The following is a 23,835-nucleotide window of genomic DNA, read 5'->3' as shown; positions in this document are numbered from 1 at the left end:
CGTGAAGGTGTCCCAAACGGATTGTGAATCAGGGCAAATTATCGTTGACACAGACACATCAGGAGGATCTTCTTTCTCTTGGACATGGGCACCAGCCCCTTTCCGTGTCGCGGCGCCCGCCATTCGGGCGCCCTCCCCACGGATTCTAGGGGCGATGCCACTCGAGCCGATCACCGGTACCACAGCTGCTGACCGCCGGTACCATTCCAGCTGACTGGCGTTACCAAATTGGGTTACTACTCGCCGTCGCCGGGGAGCTGGAGTCGCTCAGGCTCAAGGAGGCCGCCAAGGTGGTCAGGGAGGGCTTCGCCGAGACGCTGACCTACACCAGGTTCCCCCGCGAGCACCGGCGGGGGATCCGCACGAACAACGCCATCGAGCGCCTCAACCGCGAGATCCGCCGCCGCCGCACCCGCGTGGTGGGCACCTTCCCGGACGGGAGGAGCGCCCTCATGCTCGTGACCGAGAGGCTCAAGTACGTCGCCGAGAGCGAGTGGGGCTCGAGACGCTACCTGGACGTGACGCTGCCGGAGGAGGCGCACCGGGAGGCGGGCCTATAGGGCTGTCTGAAAGTGCGCAAGAATCTTGACGGTACCGCGGCAAGCCGGAGCGCGCCACGATCCTCGCGCAGGTCCGGGCAGGCACGCCCGTCGCGGCGGCGAGGGCGAGCGGGGCCAGGAGCATCGAGGAGCGCGCCCCGAGGACGCGCGCCTCGGTCTCGAGCGGCGTGGACCTCGCGAGCCTGCGAGGCCTGCTCGGCCGGTCGGACATCGGCTCGCCCCGCCGGGCCCTGGCGAGCCACTTCGAGGCGGTCTGCCTGCTCACGCCCGCCTGGCGCGCCGCCTCGGAGACGCGCGCGCCGGCGGCGACCCGGCTGCACAGCAGCTCTCGGCCGCGCGGCGTGAGCCTTGCGTTAGGATGTTGGGACATGGGATGGCCCCCTTCGCTGCAAGCCTGAACAACTCACAGCATGCGGCAGCCATCCCTATTTGTCACCCTCGGGGCGTAAACAACGTCTTGGCACTGAACAGCTAGGGGTTAGATGCCCAGATACTCCTTCCAGAAGGGGAAAGACGTCATCTGCGGCAAAGCGCTGGAGTACGCCTCTTTGAGCTCATCTTCGCGGTCATGCAGCTCCTTGATGAGGGAGTGGAAGCGCGTGTGAAGCTCCTTGAAACGAGTGCGGCTACGCCGACGGATGGACGCCTGACGGTTGGGAATGTCAATCGCGACAACGGTCTCGGCCCGAGGGAGCTTGCCAAGACCGTGCTCAAAGTCAAATGCGTCGATTACTGCAACCTTCCCCTCAACGATATAAGACCTCGGCCCGCGATGCCCGTTGTAGGTGAGCTCGGAGAGCCTGCGCTCCCTGGGTGACATCGGGGCGTCACGGTAGATAATCCAGTCTGTGAGCTTGTCGAGGTTCACGCCGAGCGCGCGCAGCTCCCCGTCCAACTCCTCGACCGGACGCATCTTCTCGGCGGCACGGTTGGCATCCATGAACGCCTGCTGTGCCAACGGTCGCATGATCCACTCCGGACCCTTGAGAAAGTCCTCCATCCCCTTGATCAGCAGTGCGGCGTGAGCGTAGTTGAACCTCGCAATCTCCATGTAGAACCAGTGGTAGAGCATGCCCACAAAGTCGGAGAGCGGCGCAAAGTCGCTCGCATACTGAGCGATGAGCGCGTTGCGCGTGGTCTGATAGCGCTCGGACGCCCCGCTGTAGCGCATGAAGAACGGGCTGTGCCAGACGCAGATGCCTATCATGTTCATGAACCTGGGCTTGCATCGACGGCTGTACTCCACGTCGTCGTAGCGCACGAAGATGGGCAGTGGCAGGCCGTGCCTCTCGACCTGGGTCATGGGGATGACGCAGTACCACCAGGCAAAGTACTGCTGTTCCTGGTCGGCGCAGCCGGGCAAGTAGCTCGGCACGTCAAAGTCGTCCACGGAGGCGACGTCATGTAGCACGTCCATGTGCATGGTGGGGTGCATCCTGTCACAGACCCCGTCGAACCTCATGAACCCCATGCGCTCGTACATGTCGGTCGGCTCGTCAAGGCTCATCATCGAGCCGCCAACGAACGCATCGGCATACTCTTCCCGCACGAGAGCGAGCAGGTTGTAGGTGCGGACAATGCTCTCGGGGGATATGACGACGTCGTCGTCCATGAGCAGGACGTGCGTAGCCCTCGGCTCCTGCTCCATGGACTCGATCATGCCGCGGGCAAAGCCGCCCGCGCCGCCAACGTTGTCGTTGGGGTGCACCTTGATGCGCTCGTCGGACAGGGCCTCGGCGTCGAGCGTCCTCCCGTTGTCCACGACATGGGCCCAGAAGTGACCGGCGACGGCGTTGTCCGAGCCCAGGACGTCCTTGCGCATAAGCCCGATGTTGCGGAGGATGTACTCCTCCTTCTTGAACGTGGTGGTGCAGAGGGCAAGCTCCACGTCGCGCACGGACCCCTCGGGGACCTCGGCGTAGTAGTAACAGTTCCTGAGCTCCACCTCCCCCTCGCAGGAGATCATGAACGACACGATGGTGTCGTAGTCGGTATACGCGAGGTCAAAGTCGTACGACTGCCATGCCTCGGAGGCGGGAAGCTCGCGCGAGGTGCCCTCAACGACGTCCGTGTACCTGCTGAAGGAGTCCGCCCTGGTCTGGGAATAGGTCGAAGCCGCACCCCTGACCTCGAGGTGAATCCCAAAGGAGTCGGCGACGGTGTAGCGCCTCCACTTCCTCACCGGAAGCGCGTTGAAGAAGGTGGTGAAGTCATGCGTCGCGGGTCCAGCAAAGCGCCAGGCGCCGTCTATGGAAGATGAAGGGGACCATCGACCGGAAGAGCGACAAAGTAGCGTGGGAGACTGAACAAACTGCTGGTCATCGCTCAGCAGAACGTTCATGATCTTTGTTTTATCCAAGGATTACCTCCGCGAAAGACAGGCAAAGGAACTGTACTCATATCTCATGATCTTGAGATTCTGCCCCATCGTAAACCATTTTGAAACGGGGCAGCCACTAGAAGCGAGGAGCGAGCTCACTCTTTTAAGACGAGCGGACGCCGGGAAACAACCCAACGTCCGCCCTGCACGTATAAATAACCTCGTTCAGTTAGGAGATCTTCTGAGCGAACTCAGCGATTCCGGCAGCGAGCTTCTCCGCAAGCGTCTGCTTGCGAGCCTGATACTGCGCCATGTCATTTGCGTTGTCGATGAAGCAGACCTCGAGCAAGACGCCCGGAACCTTGCCACCCACTACGGCAAACTGCTCCTCCTTCTGGCCGCGATCGGCGAGGCCCAGGCCTTCGACCAGATACTTGTGCATGATATCCTGAAGCTCCTCGGAACCTGGGGCAGCGTGGATGGTGTGAATGTAGCTCTCAGAGCCCGTTCCGCCACCGGCGTTGAAGTGAATGGACACGAGGAAGTCGCAGTTGTTGGCCGAAGCCTCATCCTGCCGGTCGCTGTAGTTGGTATTCCCGTGCTTGACGACCTCAATGCCATACTTGTTCTGAAGGATGCTCGCGATCATGTTGACGAGCTCCTCGGTGAGCTTGTACTCCTGATAACCAGAGCCGCTGGAACCCGGATCGAACGAACCGCTCGCACCGTGGCCGGAATCAAGGTAAACACGAACGGCAGCAACAATGAGACGACCGTCGTTGTCGCTTCGATAGGTCTTTCCGTTGACTGAAAGAACCTGGTTGCGTGAAACATAGCCAGTGCTCGCGTTACCGTAGAAGGAGCTCTTCTTACCGGCAAGATCAGCTTCGAAGAGGTCGACCCGAGCAAAGAGATGACCGTCAGTATCAACGAGGTAGTAACGCTGAAGCGTTCCGTTCGTCATGGCACCGGTAACAAGCCACCCGGCATTTGAGGCGAAGTTCTCGATCAGCTTGCCATCGTTGTCCGCAACCTGAACAATCTTTCCCGCAGCAGAGGAGCCAAAGCTCTTGACACCCCTCAGAACATACCCATTCTCGGTGGTGTAATAAGTCTTACCATCGTTAGCTACGAAGAAGCCAACCTTTGCGGCGTGAGCCTGGGAATCGACCCAGTATCGCTGGAGACCCTGGCCATACTTGTCGGAGAGGACCCAACCGGGCCCAGCCAGTCGGCCGTCGTTGTCCGCAAGGTAGACAAGATCGCCAACCTTGAGACGGGTCCTGAGGATAGAAGTGTCGGACTTGGCGTAGGCCCACGTTCCATCACTGGCGCGGAAAAGACCCGACTTGAGGAAGGCGCCGTCACTTCCAGCGTAGTAACGCTCCAGAGCCCCGCCGGTGAAGGCGCCGGTGATGACCCAGCAGTTGGTAGAAAGTCTACCGTCGTTGTCAGCCAAATACCGATTGCCTTCAACGGTAGCGCCACCGCGCAGGATCCTGCCGTCGGAGAGGGCGTAGGCGTACCAGCCCGAGGCGTCGCCCTCGGTAGCCCCCACGAGCCTCCCCGTGGCCATGACGCCCTCGGAGTCGAACCAGTAGCGCTGCAGGCCCTGGCCGAAGACGTCGGTGACGACCCAGCCCTCGGCGAGGCGGCCGTCGTTGTCGGCGAGGATCCTGTCGGAGCGCACCCCGCTGCCGGCGCCGCGCAGCACGTAGCCCTCGCCGCCGAGGCCGAAGTGGTCGCGGTCGAGCGCGCCCTCGGAGCCGAGCCTGCCGTAGGCGTCGGTGGAGAAGTAGCCCGAGACCGCGGCGTGGGCGGCGCCGTCGATGTAGTAGCGCTGCAGCTCGCCGTCGTAGGCGTCGGTCACGAGCCAGCCGGAGCCGCAGGCGACCTCGGCGAGGCGGCCGTCGTTGTCGGCGAGGTAGACGCGCCCGCGCCCGTTGTCCCACTTGCCGCGGACGACGGCGCCGCCGAGGTCCTCGCGGCCGTAGAACCAGCTCGAGACGCCGTCGATGACGGCCTCGAAGAGGCCCTTGAGCGTCTCGCCGCCGCTCACGTAGTAGCGCTGCAGGCCGTCGCCGCGGTCCTCCACGACCCAGCCGGTCGCCGGGTAGGGCTCCTTCTCCGCGGCCTCGCCAACCTGGGGCTCGGAGGTCGCGGCCACTGACGCGGAGAGCGAGGGCGCCTCGGTCACCGTCTGCGCGGGGGCGTCGGACCCGGCGCCCTCCGCGCCGGGGGTCCCGGCATCGGCGCCGTCCGCCCCGGGGCCCCCGTCGCCGGGGGCCTCGCCCTCGGTCTCGGACCCGGCTCCGCCGGCCTCGGAGCCCCCCTCGCCGGGGGTCTCGGTGGTCTCGGATCCGGGAACCTCCTCGCCGGGGACCTCGGACCCGGGTTCGGAGGAACCAGGCTCGACGTCCTCTTCGCCAAGGGTCTCGGACTCGAAGCCATTGCTCTGAGCGCCTCCAAGATTGCCCCCAGCGACGGGTGTCTGCTGTCCGCCACCCGTGGATACCGCAGTCCCGTTGCCAGAGATCGTCGGAACGTTTGCGTTGATCACGTCGGACGCAGTAGGAACGGTGTCAACCGAAGAGGCGACGACGGGTATGTTGAGCCCGGCATTTACGGCGGCCTCTGCCTTGCCTACCCCCAACTCACTCGCCTGAGCAATGCCAACAAACCCCATGCTGAGGGCGCCGGTGATAGCCGAGGTGAGGAGCACGGGCCCCATGTATCGTTTACTTGTAGTCACGTTCATCCCTTCTCCTTCGGGCGTCCTCGCCCGACGGCTTCTCATTCTAATACTGTGAAAGCCCAGAGAGAATGTTCCTCAGTCCCTCCCCGTAGCCCGTGCTGGCAGCCCACTTGCCCGCAAGCTGCTCCATGGTTGGGGCGCTTCCTCGAGTCACGTAGTGAAAGCGCGGGTCGACACAGTCATTATTGAGAGGGTCTGTGGACGCATAGGCCTTGAGGTGTTGGACCTGAGCCCTGATTCCCGTGCGGACGTCCGGGAAGGAGTTGCCAGGAACACCGCCTCCCGTAGCACCGATCCCCGCGAAGTTGAACTGGTCTACGCTCACGTCCCCGCCGAACTGGAGCCAGCCGGTCTCGAGCATGGCCTGGGTAAAGACGATCTCTGCCCTTACGCCCTCCGCGGCAGCCTCCTCGCAGATGATGGAGCAGAACGTCTGAATGTCGGGCGCGCCTCCCCTTCCGAGGGCAGCAGAGGGGTAGGTCTTTCCCTGAGCGTTGTAGTAGCGGACCATCTGGTCCACGGTGTTCTGAGAGGTGCCCATAATGCGGTGACCGAGCACGCCGTCGTTGTCCGCAAAGAGCTTGGTGCCGTCCGGCGTGACGTAAGATCCGCGCACAACGTAGCCGGTGTCCTCGCGCCCATAATACTCCGAGCTTCCCACGGAGAAGCTACCGATACGAGCACCGCAATACGCCCCCGAGGCGGACTTAGCGAGATAGTAGCGCTGGAGACCACCGCCATCATACATCCCCGTAATGAGCCATCCCTCGCCCCAGGCGAGCCTTCCGTCGTTGTCCGCGAGGAGCATGACGCCGTCCATGGCGAGCTTACCGCGCAGGATAGTCCCGTCGTCTTTGGCGTAGGCATAGGTAGAGCCGGTGTAAATCAGCTCGCCGGAGACGACCTCCCCGTCCCTGAGCCAGTAGCGCTGCTGGCCCTGTCCCCACTTGTTGGTGACAACCCAGCCATCAGTCGTAAGTCGCCCGTCGTTGTTGGCAGCGAGCCGCTTGCCGTCGACAACGGCAGTAGTGCGAAGGACATGACCGGAGGAGGTGGTGTAGTGGTCCCATCCCGCGGAAGAGCGTCCGGGGACGCAGGCACCGGTCTCCCCATCAACCCAATAGCGCTCCAAGGCTCCGCCCGTATAAGCGCCAGTGACGAGCCAGCCGGCGTTCTCGAGTCTGCCGTCGTTGTTGGCGAGGTAGACGTAACCCGTAGAGGGGTCCGTCCACTTGCCGCGCACCACGGCGCCTGTGTCCTTGGCGTATGCACGCCAACCGGCCTTGGAGGCGGGGATGAGGGTGTTGCTCACGGCGCGGCCGTCCTCAAACCAATACCTCTCGAGCGCTCCGGACGTATAGGAGCCCGTTACGAGCCAGCCATACTGGAAGAGGCGACCGTCGTTGTCGGCGTAGATCTTCTCGTTCGAGGAGTTGTATCCGGCTCCGCGGAGGACGGCCCCGTTCGAAAGAGTGTAGTGCGCCCAGCCCTCGGTCGAAGGACCGGGTTCGCAGGCGTGACTCACGGGGTCCACCCAGTAGCGCTCAAGGTAACCGCCAGTATAGGAGCCCGTGACGACCCAACCGGTTCTCTCCAGCTGACCGTCGTTGTTGGCAAGATACACATAGCCCGTGCTGGGGTCTGTCCATTTTCCCCTCACGATGGTGCCGTCAGGCTTTGCGTAGCCATAGCTACCATCGGCAGCGTGAACGAGCTCTCCCCTGGCGAGGGTGCCATCGGGGTTAAGCCAGTAGCGCTCGAGGCCGCCCCGGGAGCCGTCGGGGCGTTCGGAGACCACGAGCCAGTCGGTTGCCCTTGTTCCGTCGGAGCGGTAGTAGACGTATTCGCCGCCCTCCAGATGCCAGCCCGTCATAGTCGCGGCTCGTTCCGAGGTAATAGAGGAAACACCATCCGCAAATGCGGGAGCAACGGCAACCGGAAGCGAAAGCGCGGCTGCGCACGCGCAAGCGGCGGCACCCGTACGAAGACCTGATACTACCGAGCTCCTAAGGATCATGAACGGCATCCTTTCGATTGAGGTCCGTTGTGCCTTTCACCAATTCTCAAGTTTAGGTGAAGGGACGAGACCGACCTCGAAGGATCGCTTGTCTACAGAACCACAACAGAGCTGTGTGTCAAGATCCTATAGATACCCCCGTCCCAGAATCGCGGATGGCAAAGAACCCTACTTGTAGTACTGCCTCACCCATGCCAAGCGAGACTCGAGCCAGCTGCGCAGGTATGCGACGTTCTCCTCGTACGTGGGTCTGGGGTCGTGGCAATTGCCGAATGAGGTGAGCCCCCAGAGAACCTGGTTCATATGCTGGGACTCCCTGACTTGAGCGACCATCTGGTCGAGGGTGAGATAGTCGCTCTCCTCCCCTCCGTCTCCGAGCACCCATTCGACCGCGGAGGCGAGTTCCTGTGAAATCACGCGATCTGCCTCGTCTGAGACGACGGGGTTCTTGGTGAACCACACCTCAGGCAAGTGGTTGTTGGGGAAGCACGCGCCCGTGGGGTCGCTCGCCTCGGGGAAATCATTCCGAATGCCAAACGACGCGTCAAAGTCCCAGATGGGACCTGCGTAGAGAACATGGTCGAGGGTCTCGTCGGAGCTGGAGGGAAGGTAGTAGTAGGCGGACGAGGCGCTCCAGTCGATGTTCTTGGAGAACTCATTGACCGCCCAGACCGCCGTGCAGGAGTCAACGTCAAGGTACTTGCTCGCGTCTTCCCCGGAGACGGTCGCGTTGATGGCTGCCTGAACAAACTCGCTGATGTAGCGCATCTGCTGATACGAGAGGTTCTCGGGGCCCTTCACCACGAATGCCCCGACGGAGGTCATGAACCAGCAGCGCTCGGTCCTGTAATATGCGGCGTCAAACTCGACGAGATAGCCTCCGGAGATGTCCTCGGGGCTGTTCATCCCCTCCACGTACTGGAAAGTGTTTCCGTACTTGTTGCTGCCCGTGGAGAGGGGCAGCTCCCCAAGGTCGACCCCGGGGTTGGCCTCCTCGATGGCATCCTCGAGCTTGTCTATGTCAACGCGTCCACCGTTGATCTCGACCTTCTCGCAGAGCAGGTAAGAGCCTCGGTACTCACCGTCGTAGTAGAGGTCTATGGCGGCAGACTGCGGGGTCTCGGAGAGGCCGAGCATCTGCGCCAGCTGGTAGGCGAGCGTGTTGTGCACGAGAGTGGCGTCATTGGCGTTGGCAAGGAGCACCCAGGTCTTCGCCTTCTCGTCATCGCCCAGGCCAAGGAGGTCAGCCTTCTTGTCGAGCTTGATCTGGTAGGGCTTCTTGGCGGAGTTGCCCCACGTGGTGTTGCCCCTGCCCTTGATCTGGGTGAGCTCCCCGTTGTAGACGACCGTCCCGTCAGGCAGGACGTAGAGCATGGTGCCCTTTGCCTTAGTGGAGTGGTCCGGGCTGCCGTCCACGAAGGGCCTGCCCTCGTTGATGGGGTCGTCGCTGATGAGATACATGGAGCCCACGTTAGCGGAGATCATGACGGAGAGGGTGCGCTCGCGCGCGCCCGCGGAGGTCTTGAAGCGCACCACGCGCGCGCCGTTGGCACCCTTGGCAAGGGAGCCCAGATCGAGGATGACGCCGCTCTCGTACTCCACGAACGGGCTGTCCCCAAAGGAGATCAGGATGCTCTCGCTTCCGTCGAACGGCCTGAAGCCGAGCGACACCTTGCTGATGTCAGCATGGGACGGGAGGAAGAGGTAGGGCATGTCCCCCACGAAGGTGGAGACCACGCTCGCAGCAGCTTCCCCCTCCCTCGTCCCCACGGATGAGAAGAACGAGAGCACGAGCATGCCGTCGTTATCCGCACGATAGTACTGGTCGCCAAGGCGCGTGGTGCCCCTCAGAACGTACCCCCTGCCCGAGAGGCCCAGGTAGCTCTCCGGCCCAACCTGGAAGACTCCGGTCTTAGCCGCTCGCGTGACCCCATCGATGTAGTAGCGCTGGAGGCCGCCGCCGTCATAGGCACCGGTAATCAGCCAGCCGGGGTTCTCGAGCTTGCCGTCGTTGTTGGCGAGATAGACCCTGCCGTCGCCGGCAACGTACTTGCCGCGCACCACATAGCCCTCCGGACGGGCATAGGCCCACCAGCCGGCTTCCTTGGCATCGATGAGGGAGTGGGTGACCATCCTGCAGTCGTCAAACCAATAGCGCTGGAGCCCGGCGCCAAAGGCGTCGGTCACGAGCCATCCGCTCTCCTTCAGCACGCCGTCGTTGTCCGCATACACGGATCCGTAGGACGTCGTCAGGGCGCTGCGGAGCACGTAACCCTGACCGGCAAGACCATAGTGGGCAGACGCGGCAGCGTTGAAGAGGCCGGAGCGAGCTGCGCCGCTCTTGCCGTCAATCCAGTAGCGCTGGAGGGCGCCGCCGTCATAGACGCCAGTGATGAGCCATCCAGAGCCATCAGCACCGGGTGCCTGAGAGACCGCGAGCCTGCCGTCGTTGTCGGCAACGTAGACGAGCCCGCGGCCCGTGTCGTACTTGCCGCGAAGCACGTATCCCGTCTCAAGCGTGTAGTGCCCATACCCAGCCTTGGAATAGCCGATAACCGCGGCGTGCTTCTGGGGGTCTATCCAATAGCGCTGGAGGCCCTGGCCGTAGACGTCGGTCACGACCCATCCGGAGTGAGCGAGCCGGCCGTCGTTGTCCGCAAGGTAGACGAGGTTGCCCACGCGGTGAGAGCCCCTCACCACCGCGCCGCTGGAGGTCGCATAGGCAAAGTAGCCGCCACCTGCGTTGACGAGCGTGTCAACCACAAAAGCACCGGTCTCGCCCGCCCAGTAGCGCTCGAGGTTACCGCCCGCGAAGGCACCCGTCACGACCCAGGTGTTCCTCGTCAGGCGGCCGTCGTTGTCGGCGATGTAGCGCCTGCCCTGAACCGTCGCGGTGCCCCTGACGGTATGGCCCTGTTCGCCCGTCACGTGACCGTAGCCGCCCTCGGACGAGTACTGGCCCACCACGGCGGCACGGGCGTCCGCGTCTATCCAGTAACGCTGCAGGGTGCCGCCGTCGTACTTTCCGGTGACGAGCCATCCGGCGTCCTCCAGGCGGCCCTCGTTGTCGGAGAGGTAAACGTAGGTCCCGTCCGCCCTCTTGGCCACCAGCTTGCCACGCGATACGTAGCCCTGGTTTGTGGCATAGAACCACTCGCTCACGCCGTCCGTGGTAGCCTGGAAGACCTCGTCGAAGTGGACGAGCCTGCCGTCCTCGAGCCAGTAGCGCTGAAGTCCCGATCCCGCGCTATGCCCGGGAAGGTACTCGGTCACGAGCCAGCCGCTCAGGTCCTTGTTTGCCTGGCTCCAGCGCCAGAAGCCCTCCTCGTCGAGATACCAGCCGTCAGGACGGGTGACCTTCTCCTCCTCGGCCTGATCATGGGCCTCAGAAGCCTCGGACATCTGGGAATCACCCTGAGTCACGCCGAAATCATTCGAGGGCGTCTCAGGGAGGGAGTCGTTAGCAACCTCGCCTTTTACGTCATCAGAAGCGGAGATGGCCTCGCCGGGCCCCTCGATGCCATCATCCACGAGCACGGAGTCTCCCGAGGGGACGTCCCCCTCACCCTCTAGGCCATCACCCTCGTCACCCGCATCGAGGGCAGAGCCTGGAACGTTCGTGACGTCATCCCCAAGCTCGGGCTCCTCGGAACCGTCCTCCGAGGGCCCCTCCTCGCCCCAAGGCCCCACACCCTCCGAGTCCTGAAGCGGGTCCTCTAGGATGTCCCTCTCCTCCTCAAGGGAGTCGCACTCCGTGGACTCCTGGACGCAGTCCGGGCAGATCTCCTCGGCGGAAGCGACAGAGGGTGCGCCCATCTGCGAGGCGAGCGAGGTGGCAAGTGCAAGCGACGCCGCTACTGCGATCTTCTCGGGAGCTCTCATGACACTCCAATGGTCGGTTTGGGTGAGAACACCGGAGAAAGGCGCTCTCCCTTAAGGTCAGCCAAACGATTCTACCAAGGGTCGCAGAGGCGCGCCTCGACAATCAAGAACAATACGGGGGTGAGAGCACAAGCAGAAATACCCGCCCCACACATGAATCTCTCTAACTGTCTGTAGAGGCCATTTTGTGCCGAGCATCCAGCGAGCATGCAAATGGCCTGCCCAACCTGTAGTATCTCATTTGACAAAGGGCGGCTATTCTATGATTGGCGTGTCGATGCACTTTCATGCAAAACATCTCGCAAGTGTGACCCACTCGGATTCCAAAGTATTACGAGCGATTTCAGTTGCGTATTGGATCCTTGCCATCGGTACGGCAGCATTCATCTCCTCTTACTTTTCGCTCGGCAGCCTCTTCTTCCTGTTCATTTATCAGGTGCTCTTCTATCTCGCATTCATCTGGTCAGTCAGCTCTATAAGGCGTTTCTCTCATAACGGCACATTTCGGCACTCTGCCGGCCAAATCGCGCTCTTGGTAATTTGCCTTAGCGTTGTAGCTGCCATTATTCTTGAGGGGGCCACCGTCATCGGGACGCCGGGGTCAGACGTTCTCTCGTTTGAATGCTGGTCAAAGAAGCGCCTGATCATTTATATCCCGATTGGGTATCTTCTTACGGTTGGAGTCTTTCTTTTTTATGCACGGCGCAAGAGCAATTGCCGGCAGTCACGCACGCTCTCCGCACGTAACATCCGACGTAATTTGCCGCCGCTAGTCCTACTTGTCTTCATAGCCCTGCTCGTTTCGCTCGTCATCTGTAACGCAATCGACACGCCTCTGCTTGCAATATTTGGGCTCTTGACTGCGGTCTTCATCTCTACCTATGCAATTGTGCTCTTCCGCAGATTCCACTCAATTGCCCTTGAGACCCTATTTGCGCTCATTGCGTTTCTCTTTGGCTCCTACCTTTGTATCGTGCTTCCCACAACAACGGGGATTTCTTGGGACGACCAGATACATTTCAAGAACGCCACACAGGTCTCATACATCATCAATGGGAAAATGACGCCCGCGGAGGTCTACTTCTCTGAGATTGCCCAGCGGCGCGCCCTCGGCGAAGATGTCCTCTCCCTCTCGGATTGGACGGGGCAGACAACTGAACTCTATTCTCAGGAACTTGACAGCCGGTATGAATCCGACCTAGCTGCCAACGTAGTTGCAGACGAGGGATCCGATAGCTTCATCTTAGACAGAACGGCGCTTGGTTATCTCCCCATGGCCGCCGGCCTCTGGCTAGGACGCCTCCTGCACGTGCCGTTTTCCCTACTCGTGGTTATGGGACGCCTTGGCAACCTGTTCACATACATCCTGCTCTTCTTTTTTGCCATCAAGGTTGCCCCCACAAAGAAGCTGGTGTTGCTGGTAATTGGACTTCTTCCAAGCAACATCTTTCTTGCGAGCAACTACTCCTACGATCCATGGATCATCGCTTTTATTGCATGCGGGTGCGCGCTCCTGATGCGTGAGGCATGGGGCGACTCGCCGTCCCTGGATCCTAGGACGATAGCGCTGAGTCTGATACTTGTTTCTGTTGGAATAATGATTAAGGCGGTCTACTGCCCAATTCTCGGACTATTCTTTCTCATGCCCAGACAAAAGTTCTCGAGTCGCAGGCAGCGTCTTCTCTATTTCACCGGAATCATATTCTTGGGCCTATTTCTGCTCTCCACTTTTGCTACGCCCTTCTTGTCTACCGGAGGAGAGGGAGCAACGGACTCCCGTGGGGGGTCGGACGTAAGCGCATCCGGCCAATTTGCCTATATTATTTCCAACCCACTTCAGTTCCTCGGGATGCTCTTTGGATTCCTCTTTAGCGAATTCCTCAACCCATTTAGGATGGACTTTATCCTTAATTTTGGGTATCTCGGCTATTTTGGAGCAGAAGCATCATCGAATCTTGAACGTTACATTATTGATTTTATTCAAATACTTTATGTCTTGTTGCCGGGATTCATCGAAGGAAACAAGGCAAGCAGATCTTCGGCCAGCGTCTCAGCAACTCTCTGGGCTCTGTTCGTCTCCTTGCTGGCAGTTATTTTAGTCACCATCTCCATGTATATCACCATCACTCCCGTTGGCGCTGATACGGTCAACTATTGGCAATACAGGTACCATATCCCGCTTCTGGTACCTTTTGTCGCCTTTGCCTGTAACAACAAAACCATCTCCGGAGCGTTCAGCCGAAGTCGCCAAAAATGGGAAGCCGCGTTCCCCATTATTTGCACGGTCATTCTTGTCGTATGCATCGTCCGCTTTGTCACGCTGAACTACATCTGATGCCGGCTGAGTACTGCGCCTAGTTGGTACCGTCGTTCTGCATAAGCGGTACCGGCGTTCCGCATAACCGGTACCGGCCGGTGAACCCGATAACCTTTCAGCGAGGAGGGCGCCATCCGGGCGCCCTCGCCCGTTGGAAGGGGGGCCCGCATGGCCACGAAGAAGGAAATCATGCGCCAGCTGCTGAAGGGGGTGAGCTGGAACGAGGCCGCTCGGTCCCTCGGCTGCAGCAAGGCGACGGTCGCGAGGTGCGCCGCGAAGATGGAGGAGGAGCGCATCGGCGCCGAGAGGCTGGAGTCGATGACGGACGCGGAGGTCTCGGGCCTCTTCGCCGACGGCCGGTCAAAGCGCGGCGAAGAGTACCTCGAGCCCGACTACGCGCGCGTCTGCGACCAGCTCGCGAGGGTGCCGAAGATGACGCTCGCGCTGCAGTGGGCGCGCTACCTCGATTGTAACCCGTGCGGCAAGCGCCTCTACCAGTACTCGCAGTTCTGCAAGAAGGTCGGCGACTACGCCCGGACGCACGACCTCGTCGCCCGCATCGCGCACGAGCCCGGCAGGACGATGCCCGTCGACTGGGCCGGGCTCGCCGCCTCGGTCTTCGACCCCGTGACGGGCAGGCGGTCGCCCGCGTACCTGTTCGTCGCGTCGCTCCCCTGGTCGGCGTGGGTCTACGCGGAGTGCTTCCCCGACATGCGGACGCGCTCCTGGATCCAGGCCCACGTGCACGCCTTCCGGGCCGCCGGCGGGGTCCCCGACATCCTCGTGCCCGACAACTGCGCCACCGCCACGGACCGCCGTCGCAAGTCGGAGCCGGTGAAGGTCAACGACGCCTACCTCGAGATGGCCGAGCACCACGGCTGCGCGGTGGTCCCGGCGCGCGTGCGCAAGCCGAGGGACAAGGCGTCCGCGGAGAAGGCCGTCGACCTGCGCGAGACGTGGGTGCTCGCCCCGCTGGCCGAGGAGAGGTTCACGTCCTTCGATGGGCTGAACGCCGAGGTGCGCCGCCTCGTCGGCGCGCTCAACGCCCGCCCGTTCTCCAGGCGCGAGGGCTGCCGGGACGACGCCTTCCTCGGCGAGGAGAGGGCCGCGCTGAACCCGCTGCCCGCGGCCCCCTTCGAGTGGTACGAGTGGCGCCGCCGCAAGGTGTCGCCGGACTACCACGTGCAGTGCGACAACATGCGCCACTCGGTGCCGCACCGCCCGGTCGGCAGGACCGTCGACGTCAGGCTCGGCGCCGCGACGGTCGCCGTCCTGGACGGCGGCGAGGTCGTCGCCGAGCACCGGAGGCTGCGCGGCCGGAGGGGCCAGTACTCAACCGACCCCGCCCACATGCCGCCCGCGCACCTCGAGGCGCAGTCGCTGTGGACGCGCGCGTGGCTCGAGCGCCGCGCCGGGGAGGTGGGCCCCGAGACGAAGAGGCTGGTGGCCGCCGTGCTCGACGCCCACCCGGTCGAGGCGCGGGGCTACGTCCCGTGCGCCAACATACTCTCGCTCTCGCGCAGGGGCCGCGCAGCCGAGCTCGAGGCCGCGTGCGCCCGCGTCAACGAGCTGGGCGGCGCCGCGACCTACGCGCGCGTGAAGAACACGATGGCCGCGCTGAGGGCCGGGGGCGCCAGCGGACCGCGCCGCGCACGTCGGCAGGGTCCGCGGAGCCGGCCACTACCGCAGGGACAGGAGGTGAGGCCGGTGCTCGGCGACGAGAGGCTCGCCCTCTTCGCGAAGTGGGGGGTCGGCGCCTTCGGGCGCAGGCTGCGCGAGGTCTGCGAGGACGAGTCCTACGACGACATGGCCTTCGAGGAGAAGGTCGAGCCGTGCGTGGACGCCGAGATCGAGGCGCGCGACGGCAGGAAGATAGAGGGGGCCGTGCGCTCCGCGAGGTTCAAGATCAAGGGCGCCTGCGTCGAGGACATATACTACCTGCCCGACCGCAGCCTGACGCGCGACCGCGTGGCCAGGCTCGCGTCCTGCGCGTGGGTCGAGGCCCGCGAGAACCCCGTGGTCATCTCGGAGAGCGGCGGCGGGAAGAGCTACGTCGCGCAGGCCCTGGGCGTCTCGGCGTGCCGGCGGCTGATGTCGGTGCGCCACGCGAGGCTCAACGACATGTTCCGGGAGGTCAACGTCGCCAGGACGGAGGGGCGCGTCTACGACGCGCTCGACCGCTTCTCGGGTCCGGACCTCCTGATGCTGGACGACTTCTTCACGACGCCGATCGAGAACCCGCTCAACGCGGTGGACCTCTTCGAGATACTGGAGGCGCGCGAGGGCCGTGGCTCAACTCTCATCGCGTCGCAGCTGGAGCCCGACCAGTGGTACCTGAGAATCAACTCGGAATTGTGTGCCGACTCGATCCTGAACAGGGTCGTGGAGCACGCCAGGCTCCTGGACATCAAGGGGCCGAACATGCGCGAATACACCGCGAGACTGCGGGCCGGGAAGGACGAGGACTACTGGAAGTGACGTCCGGTACCCGGTAGGCGGAACACCGGTACCGCCTCGTCGGAGGGGCGGTACCGCTTATGCAGAACGACGGTACCAACTAGGCGCACTACTCATGCCGGCTCTGAAACTACAACATGCTCAGCTCTAAATCAATTCGCAAATGAAATAGAGCAGGCATAAGCCGGAGAGGGCAGTAGTTTTATATGCGGTCATCTCCGGCTTAGCGCATCTATCGTTTAGAGAAGACATGCCTCGTATGAGGTAGCCATGATCTCCTCAAGCGTGTCTCCGTAAAATGGGTCGCTCGCCTCTATCTTATCGCCCCATTTTGCTGAGAATCGAGAGGCATTTTCCACCTCCGCAGCTGCCAGGACGGCATTTCGTCCAAACTTCTCATGAGGAGAGCACTCGCAATGAACGGCGTTCACTTCCGGGGTGAAAAGCGTCTGAAGGCCTTCTTCCGCCAGCCTCAGGCAGAGATCGACGTCTCCGAATTCTCCCCAGAGATCTTCGTCAAAACCCCCGACGCGTGAGAAGTCCTTGCTCGAGATCATCATGCAAGCAGAGGAGACGGCGGTGACGTTTCGCTGGGAATCCGCAAGGCAGAGCAGCCCCCAGCGCATGCGGGGAATTCCCTTGAAGAAGTCCTTTATTCTCCCATCCCTCCCTATTCGATACCCGGCATGCTGCAGGCAATCGTCAGGGTAGAACAGCCTGCATCCCACGGCGCCGATGTCAGAACGATTCGCGGCACCCACCAAATGCCCTAGGTCAAAAGGAGCCTCGACACATACGTCATCGTGCATGAAAAGAAGGAACTCCCCGTGAGCGCAGGCCGCCCCCCTGTTCATGGCCTCCTGAGGTGTGGAGGAAGAGTCAACATCGACCACCGTAACGGGATATCTACCCGCAAAACGCGACTCGAGACTGCAAGGGCTGGAAGCTTCGCTGGAGTGTCCGGTCCTAACGACAATGATTTCCAGATTCGGGTAGTCGCAGCTCGCGTTCAGGGCGTCCACGCATCGCCCGAGCATTGCACTTCCGCAGTCAGACGAGATAACGGCCGACACCAGCGGCCGATCGGTCGGAGCGAGATAGCGGATGGCATACGTGAAGTTCCTTCGGCTTTTCCCAACAATCGCCGGTATCCCCGCCCGATCGAAGTGCGCCTGAACCGCTCTGATGCCTGCCAGCGTCGCATATGGCTTGGTATCTGGGTTTCCCGCGGTGGACGTCTCGGACATCCGCCAGTGGTAGAGGATCCTCCGAACGTGATGTATGTGACGGGCGCTCTCGGCAACACGAAGCATCAGGTTGTGATCCTGGGCGCCATCGAACTCCTCCGTGTTCTCTGGGAGGGATCTGAGAAGCTCCGTCCGCACTGTCATCAAATGACAGATGTAGTTGTTATCACACAGGTAATCCAGGCTGAAATCCGGCTTGAACTTGGGATCGACGTGAAACCCGTCGGGAGTCAGCTTGTCCTCGTCGCAGAAGAGCGCATCGGTCTCCGGATGCTCGTTGATGGCCTTGACGTATTCAAACAGAAGATCTGGCTCCAGGAGATCATCGTGGTCGAAGAAACACACGAAGTCCCCGCCCGCAGCGCGAATACCGGCATTGGTGTTGAGTGATATGCCGTAGTTTCGCTCGAGCTCAACCAGGGAGATTCTCTGGTCGTTCGCAAGAACTTCCTGGATGCTTTGCCTCAACTCCGAGTCCTCAGGGCTGGCGTTTACGAGAATGAGCTCCCAGTTCCGATAGGACTGGCGACGAACAGAATCGACCATCTCCATGAAGAGGCGCCTGGGCGTTTTGAAGAGGGGGACGACAATGCTGAACATCGGAGAGATCGGGAAGCTGACGTTGCTCTGTCGGCGCACCTCTTCGGCCGATGCACGGGTCAGCTCCCTCCACTGTTGGTATTCGGAATTGCAGTCGATGTCAAGGTAAAGGCGCTCGCTGGCCTTTACCATGGTCTTGCATTTTTTGGCAGAGAACCTACGAGATGCCGTCACCCCAATTGAGGGGGTCTCTGTGACAAGGGACAGGAACACGTCGTCGGCGATGAGGGTCCTCTTACCGGACGGTATGCGGAGTGAGAAGTCAACATCTCTGTAGCCGCAGCTTGATTGCGGCTCGTCAAGGGGATTCAACAGGGTGAAGTCGCTGTCGATGCGATTAAGCCACTTATCGGAACAGACCACTCTTGGAACCTCTGTCGCCGTTGAAGGAATCCTCATGGCACCGCGAATCACGATGTGCCAGGGCGAGATAGCCGCCGTGTTGAGAATGATGCGGGCCTTGCCAGCCGGCCATTTTCCTCGCGGACATTCCTTGAGGCGAACACACCTGCTGCGGTTTACCCTGTAGTTCAGTCGTGAGCGCCACTTGGCCTTCTCGTAATCAAGCTCAAACGAATGGGTCTCAAGGAGGCCGCCGTCTTCGTCATACTCACCAACGACGAACGAGGCGGAGCGCAGCGGAAGCAGCGGATAGACAAAGAGGAGGGAGTTCCGGTATTCGGGACGCTCGTCCATGGGATATATGCGAAAGGGCAGCGACGTACCCGTCTCGCTCGCGGAGACAATGGGGGCAAGGACGTGGCCCTCCGGAAGCCCCTCAATCAACACTTCCTCAAATACCTTGTCGCTCGACCTGCACAGGCACAAGGACTCTCTATTCATTGACGCATCCAATCTTCAAAGTCCTATAGGAACGAGGCGTGACTTGAGAGTTGAATAGGCAATATAGCCAGAGGTCTCGTATAGTAGTTACATCATGTGAATTGTAGCAACCGAGACCCATAATCGACCATATTCATCAACGCATCCCATCTCAATAGTAATCTCGATAGCATCCGCAAATTGCGACTGGAGAGCCAAAACGAACAAATTGAGGCTCTTCGGAACTTTTAGTGGGTAGCGCACCCAGCCCCTCGTGACCGCGTGACCCCGAGCGGTACCATTCTGTCGTCGGGCGGCGACGGGAGGTGCCCACATGGACGCGCAGGCCGGGATGCTGGCGAGGCTCTTCGAGCGCTCGATGGGCCTGGGGCCCGAGTGGCGGGTCGAGGACGTGTGGTTCGAGTCGCCCGAGTCCGGCGACGAGGAGCTGCACATCCGCGTGGGCAGGGCGCCCGGGGCGGCCGTGGCGTGCCCGGAGTGCGGCGCCCGCTGCGGCGTCTACGACGCGCGCGAGCGAACCTGGCGCCACCTCGACATCTGGCAGCTCCGCACCGTCGTGCACTGCCGGGTGCCCCGCGCCGACTGCCCGGAGCACGGCCCCAGGACCGCGAGGGTGCCCTGGGAGGTGCGCCCGAACTCGCACTTCACGGCGCTCTTCGAGGCGCAGGTCCTCGTGATGGCGATGTCGGGGATGGCCGTCAGCGCCATATCGGCGCAGGTGCGCGAGTCGGACTCGCGCGTGTGGGCGATGCTCGGGAGGGCCGTGTCCGAGGCGCGCGAGGGCGCCGACTACTCCGGCGTGACCGGGGTCGGCATCGACGACACGGCCCGCGCCAGGGGCCAGCGCTACATATCGGTGATGGCCGACGTCGACGGCAGGCGCGTGGTCGCCGTCACCGAGGGCAGGGACCGCGGCGCGCCCGGCAGGCTCTGCGACCAGCTCGAGGCGCGGGGCGGCGACCGCTCGGCGGTCGCCGAGGTCACGCGCGACATGGCGAGCTCCTACTCGCTGGGCTGCGCCGAGGCGATGCCGGGCGCGGCCCAGACCGTGGACCGCTTCCACGTGACGCAGCTGCTGACGAGGGCGCTGGACAGGACGAGGCGCGCCGAGGCGAAGAGCTGCGAGGAGAAGAGGCGCCTGCTCAGGGGCACCAAGTACGTGTGGCTCAAGCGCCCCGAGAACCTCACCGAGCGGCAGGCGGCCAAGCGCGCGTCGCTCGCCTCCGAGCACCTGCTGACGGCGCGCGCGTGCGCGATGGTCGAGGCGGTGCGCGCGGTCTACTCGTGCGAGACGAGGGAGGAGGAGGCCGCCGGGCTCGACCGGGCGCTCTCCTGTGTGTTTTGTCAAGTCTCGCTTTCGGAAAAGAGCGTGACCTTCTTTCGGGTTTCTCCACGCAAGTTTTTCGGTTTCCGGCACGGGCACGCCGCTAGCTTCCCGACCTGCCCAGCATGAGCGACTCCTCGAGCCCATGGCTGGGACCGTCGAGCCCCACGAGCCTGCCTTGGTGGACGACGCGGCCGACAATCGCGGCGGCGAGCCTGTCGTCCGCGAAGATCGTTCCCCAGCGGCCGAGCTCAACGCTGGTGACAGGCACCATGCTCCTCCCCTCGTAGCTGCCGGATATGACCTGGTAGAGCAGGCGGGCGCCCTCCACGTCGAAGGGCACGTTACCGAACTCGTCGAGGACCACGAGATGGGCCTTGCCGACGTTCGCCAGCAGCCTGTCGAGCGTTCCCTCGCGCTTGGCCCTGCCGGGCCGCGGTACAAGCGCCGCCGTCTGGAAGAGCCGAAGGGGGACGCCGCAGTGGGTCACCTCGATACCGAGCGCCGTCGCCACATGCGTCTTGCCCCGTCCCGTGGGGCCGTGGAAGACGAGGTCCTCAGCACGCCCCACGAACTCGAGCGAGAGCATCTCCTCGCGGCCCCAGCCCTCCGGGAATCGGGCGTGGGACCAGTCGAAGCACTCGACGGCCTTGGGCACCGGGAAGCGAGCCTGCCTCAGCAGCCTCGCGCGCTTTGAGCGCTCGCGCGACCCCGGCTCGCGGGCGAGCATCGATGAGCACGCCGCGAGCTGGCCGGAGATGACGGTCTCGAGGAACCAAGATATCGTCGCCTCCGAGATGAACAGCGACCTCGCCCGGGAGGGGAACTCCCCGCGTCCCTCGTCGGCCGGCCTAGGCACTGGCGCCGCCCCCTCCAGCTGCCCGCGGCCCGGTCGTACCCCGCAAGGTCGACCGGCGCGTCGTAGGCGACCACAGCATCGCCCGCGGCAGCCCTGGTAGCGGCGAGCTCGAGGGTGGCCGCGACGCGCCCGCGTCACGCAGCGCCCTGAGGTCCGCACCGAGGTCGGTGGGCGCCTCGGGACCTCGGATGTTTTTCGGACTAACGACTACGCCGCGTGACCAAGCTCCTCGCGGCTCCGCCTGATGGTCCTCCATCCCAGTGACTTCTTGAGCTTCCCGCTGCGGCACCACTCGATGCACCCGTCCAGCTTGGTCGCAAACTCCTCGAACCCGACTCCCGTCCAGTTGCGGCCCTCGAAGAAGTCGCACTCGGGCGTGCCGAAGAACCCCTCGGCGCGGGCGTTGTCGTGGCCCCCGCCTTCCGCGACATCAACCGCGTGGCGCGCCCCGCCCGGCGCGCCGGCGCCCAGTCGTCGGTCATGCAGGCCGAGCCCCCGTCGGTGTGCACCACCAGGGGGCGCTCTTCGGTCGGGGCCACCTCCGCGACGAGGTCGGAGAGCATACCGACCATGAGTTCCTTGTCGGGGTGCAGGGACAGCCTCCAGCAAACCTGCCAGCCATCGAGGCAGTCAATCGCCGGCGAGAGGTACGCCTTGAGGCCGTCAAGGCGTACCTCCGTGACGTCGGTGACGACGAGCGGCCACGGCTCAGACGCATGGAAGTCGTGAGTGCCGTCCTCGGCGGGCGGGGCGCTGGCGGGCCGCTCGGACAGCTCGCCGGCGTAGCTCGACCACCGCCTCCCGCGCCATCCGCGCCGCCTTGCGGGCGACGAGGCCCTCCTCGGCTATGATGGCGCGCACAACCTTCCCCGGGGCCGCGACGGGCGTGGACGCGCCCCCGGTTCGAGGTCGCGCCAGGACACCGGCGCCCTCCCCGGACCCGGGGTCGGCGGCCGCCGACTCGAATCCGTAAGACCCTCCGCTCGCCTCGAAGGATGCGCGCACGCGCTCACGCAGGGCGACCTTGGGATCGGGCCTAGCGGCCCTCGCGGCATAGTCGAGGTAGGTGCTCTTCGTTATCAAGAGCGTCTCGGCCGCGTCCCCGGGCCTGACGAGCGGGCACCTCCCCCGCGCCAGCTCCCCGGCCCGCCGCCTCTCCTCGCCGGTCAAAGAGGCCGGGCCTGGTGCTTTTAGGACGTCCAACACCGCCAGTGCCTCCGCCAGCTTGACCTCGGCCATCCTCGCGCGCTCCGCAGGCTCCTCCGGCAGGTCGGCGCCCCAGTCCCTCCAGTCGATCTGCTCGGGCGCGCCCGCCATCGCGGCCTCCATCCTGAGCCAACGATACAGGTTGTTGCGACAGGGAACAGTGGCGATAGCCGACACGCCTCCGGGACGCTCATGCCGCTGCGGTGGAACTCCCAGAGAATCCCCTCGCGCTCCTCCTTGGTGTACATCGGACTCCCTCCTGGACCAAGTTTGCTCCGAGATTTTGTCCGGAGCCTCGTTCCACGAGGAGTCCACGTCGCAGGCGCTCGGGTGGCTCACGCCGGACGAGCACAGGAGGGAGCACAGCTACACCGTGTGGGGTGTACAAGAAAATGTCCGCAGTCCCAATAGCGCAGTTTTGCCACAGAAGCCGAACCGACCGACATAGCCGTTTCTCGTCGCATCCCGCTTGAGTACAATGGGAAATCTGCAATCGACTCTGGGGGTTCATTGATGACACCATTCCACACAATTCGCCATGTCGATAGCTTTTTCCACCTCGGCGTCGGCGTCTCCATGGCGATAGGCGTTGCCTTCTTCTGTGCCTGCATCCTGAACGAATCGACGCCCGCATCCTATGCCGGATTGGGCAGGATGCCGCTCGGTCTTATCACCAGCTACGCGCTCTTCGCCCCAACGATCTACCTCGCCTCCTTTGCATGCCTAGCGGTCGCTTGGTATCGACAGGGCGTACTCATCGGCATTGTCGCGACGTTAGCCGTATGCTTCCTGCTGACGTTTCCCAACATCATCTCAACGTACTATTTCTTCAAATTTTACTATTTGATGGAGCCTCTCATGATGGCCTGCGCTGTCTTTGGCGTCCTGCAGGTCGCACGCGGAGCCTCTAAGCCCTTCCTCGCTGGATGCGTCGCGACGATATGTGCGCTCGTCGGCATCAACGTCACGCAGCTTGACCAAAGGCTTGCGAACCTCATGCCTCGCTCGAACTATGGAGTTGTTGCAAGTTACCAGCCCTTTTTTGACATTTACACCTGGAACGACTCCTATCTACGACCTGGCAGCGAGTTTGACCCCGGTACACTCGCCGTCTACGAGCAGGCCGATCATCTTACCGAGATTTCGGACCGACCGATAGCATTCTTGGGCAATATCGAACAATGCTACTGGTGGATTGCGTTGGTTCGCCAAGACTACGTCCCGGGCATCCGTCCTTGGGAAACCGCCACCGTCGATGAGGCCGTACAGGAGATAACGGTTCAGTGTGATTACGTCGTCGTCCTGACACGTGAGCCTTTTGAGAGCGTCGGATCGATTGAGTCCCGCACCGCTGCCGAAAAGCTCTCGGGTAACCTCGAGGTCATCTGGTCGAACGACGCGGGATATATCGCGCGCATCACGCACTAGAAGCTAGGCGAAGAGGGGTG

General features: G+C 62.6%; 13 protein-coding genes and 1 pseudogene. 5 read left to right on the top strand and 9 right to left on the bottom strand.

Going from position 1 to position 23,835, the window contains the following annotated elements; translation table 11 throughout:
* Positions 1-245: 245 nt before the first annotated feature.
* A pseudogene (locus BQ7391_RS07360) lies at positions 246-560 on the top strand (transposase); the annotation flags it as partial.
* Here the strand turns inward: BQ7391_RS07360 and BQ7391_RS12765 are convergent.
* The 5 genes from BQ7391_RS12765 to BQ7391_RS07335 form a co-directional block, all read right to left on the bottom strand.
* On the bottom strand, positions 472-930 hold the full coding sequence (locus BQ7391_RS12765) for a leucine zipper domain-containing protein (RefSeq protein ID WP_075280010.1): 459 nt from the start codon (positions 928-930) through the stop codon (positions 472-474). The pseudogene BQ7391_RS07360 and the gene BQ7391_RS12765 sit on opposite strands and share 89 nt — an antisense overlap.
* 108 nt (positions 931-1,038) lie before the next feature.
* The gene (locus BQ7391_RS07350) at positions 1,039-2,901 is read right to left on the bottom strand and encodes a glycosyltransferase (protein ID WP_075280009.1); all 1,863 of its coding nucleotides are present in this window, start codon (positions 2,899-2,901) and stop codon (positions 1,039-1,041) included.
* Positions 2,902-3,109: 208 nt separating this feature from the next.
* Positions 3,110-5,638, bottom strand: coding sequence for an N-acetylmuramoyl-L-alanine amidase (locus BQ7391_RS07345; RefSeq protein WP_129583929.1), 2,529 nt, complete (start codon positions 5,636-5,638; stop codon positions 3,110-3,112).
* A 40-nt stretch (positions 5,639-5,678) separates the two neighbouring features.
* Positions 5,679-7,508, bottom strand: coding sequence for a glucosaminidase domain-containing protein (locus tag BQ7391_RS12490; RefSeq protein WP_075280007.1), 1,830 nt, complete (start codon positions 7,506-7,508; stop codon positions 5,679-5,681).
* Positions 7,509-7,820: 312 nt separating this feature from the next.
* A complete protein-coding gene (locus BQ7391_RS07335; protein ID WP_075280006.1) occupies positions 7,821-11,534 on the bottom strand; it encodes a CotH kinase family protein in 3,714 nt (1,237 codons plus the stop codon).
* A 262-nt stretch (positions 11,535-11,796) separates the two neighbouring features.
* Here BQ7391_RS07335 and BQ7391_RS07330 point away from each other — a divergent pair, with 262 nt between their 5' ends.
* Entirely contained in the window at positions 11,797-13,869 is a 2,073-nt protein-coding gene (locus BQ7391_RS07330; protein WP_075280005.1) for a DUF2142 domain-containing protein, read from the top strand.
* 150 nt (positions 13,870-14,019) lie between these two features.
* Complete coding sequence (gene istA / locus BQ7391_RS07325) at positions 14,020-16,329, top strand: IS21 family transposase (RefSeq protein ID WP_075280004.1); 2,310 nt, start codon at positions 14,020-14,022, stop codon at positions 16,327-16,329.
* 218 nt (positions 16,330-16,547) lie between these two features.
* Here the strand turns inward: istA and BQ7391_RS07320 are convergent, their stop codons facing one another.
* A complete protein-coding gene (locus BQ7391_RS07320) occupies positions 16,548-18,998 on the bottom strand; it encodes a glycosyltransferase family 2 protein (protein WP_083662152.1) in 2,451 nt (816 codons plus the stop codon).
* Between the two features lie 313 nt (positions 18,999-19,311).
* Here BQ7391_RS07320 and BQ7391_RS07315 point away from each other — a divergent pair, with 313 nt between their 5' ends.
* Positions 19,312-20,451 carry an ISL3 family transposase gene (locus tag BQ7391_RS07315; RefSeq protein ID WP_075280002.1) on the top strand — a complete coding sequence of 380 codons (1,140 nt, stop codon included), beginning with the start codon at positions 19,312-19,314 and terminating at the stop codon, positions 20,449-20,451.
* Here BQ7391_RS07315 and BQ7391_RS07310 read toward each other — a convergent pair.
* The 3 genes from BQ7391_RS07310 to BQ7391_RS07300 all read right to left on the bottom strand — a co-directional run bounded on the left by BQ7391_RS07310 (position 20,426) and on the right by BQ7391_RS07300 (position 22,498).
* Complete coding sequence (locus BQ7391_RS07310; RefSeq protein WP_075280001.1) at positions 20,426-21,181, bottom strand: ATP-binding protein; 756 nt, start codon at positions 21,179-21,181, stop codon at positions 20,426-20,428. The genes BQ7391_RS07315 and BQ7391_RS07310 overlap by 26 nt on opposite strands.
* A 200-nt stretch (positions 21,182-21,381) precedes the next feature.
* Positions 21,382-21,954 (bottom strand): DDE-type integrase/transposase/recombinase, encoded by a 573-nt coding sequence (locus BQ7391_RS12760; protein WP_083662151.1) that lies wholly within the window; start codon positions 21,952-21,954, stop codon positions 21,382-21,384.
* Complete coding sequence (locus BQ7391_RS07300; RefSeq protein ID WP_075279999.1) at positions 21,890-22,498, bottom strand: hypothetical protein; 609 nt, start codon at positions 22,496-22,498, stop codon at positions 21,890-21,892. The genes BQ7391_RS12760 and BQ7391_RS07300 overlap by 65 nt, the downstream gene beginning before the upstream one ends.
* A gap of 402 nt (positions 22,499-22,900) precedes the next feature.
* On the opposite strand from BQ7391_RS07300, the gene BQ7391_RS07295 reads away from it, so the two are divergent.
* Positions 22,901-23,815, top strand: coding sequence for a hypothetical protein (locus tag BQ7391_RS07295; protein WP_075279998.1), 915 nt, complete (start codon positions 22,901-22,903; stop codon positions 23,813-23,815).
* The last annotated feature ends 20 nt before the right edge of the window (positions 23,816-23,835 follow it).

The sequence above is a fragment of the Thermophilibacter provencensis genome, from assembly GCF_900128445.1.
Lineage (GTDB): Bacteria > Actinomycetota > Coriobacteriia > Coriobacteriales > Atopobiaceae > Thermophilibacter > Thermophilibacter provencensis.
The sequence above is the reverse complement of the archived record's forward strand: the minus strand, read 5'-3'. Positions and strand labels throughout refer to the sequence as shown.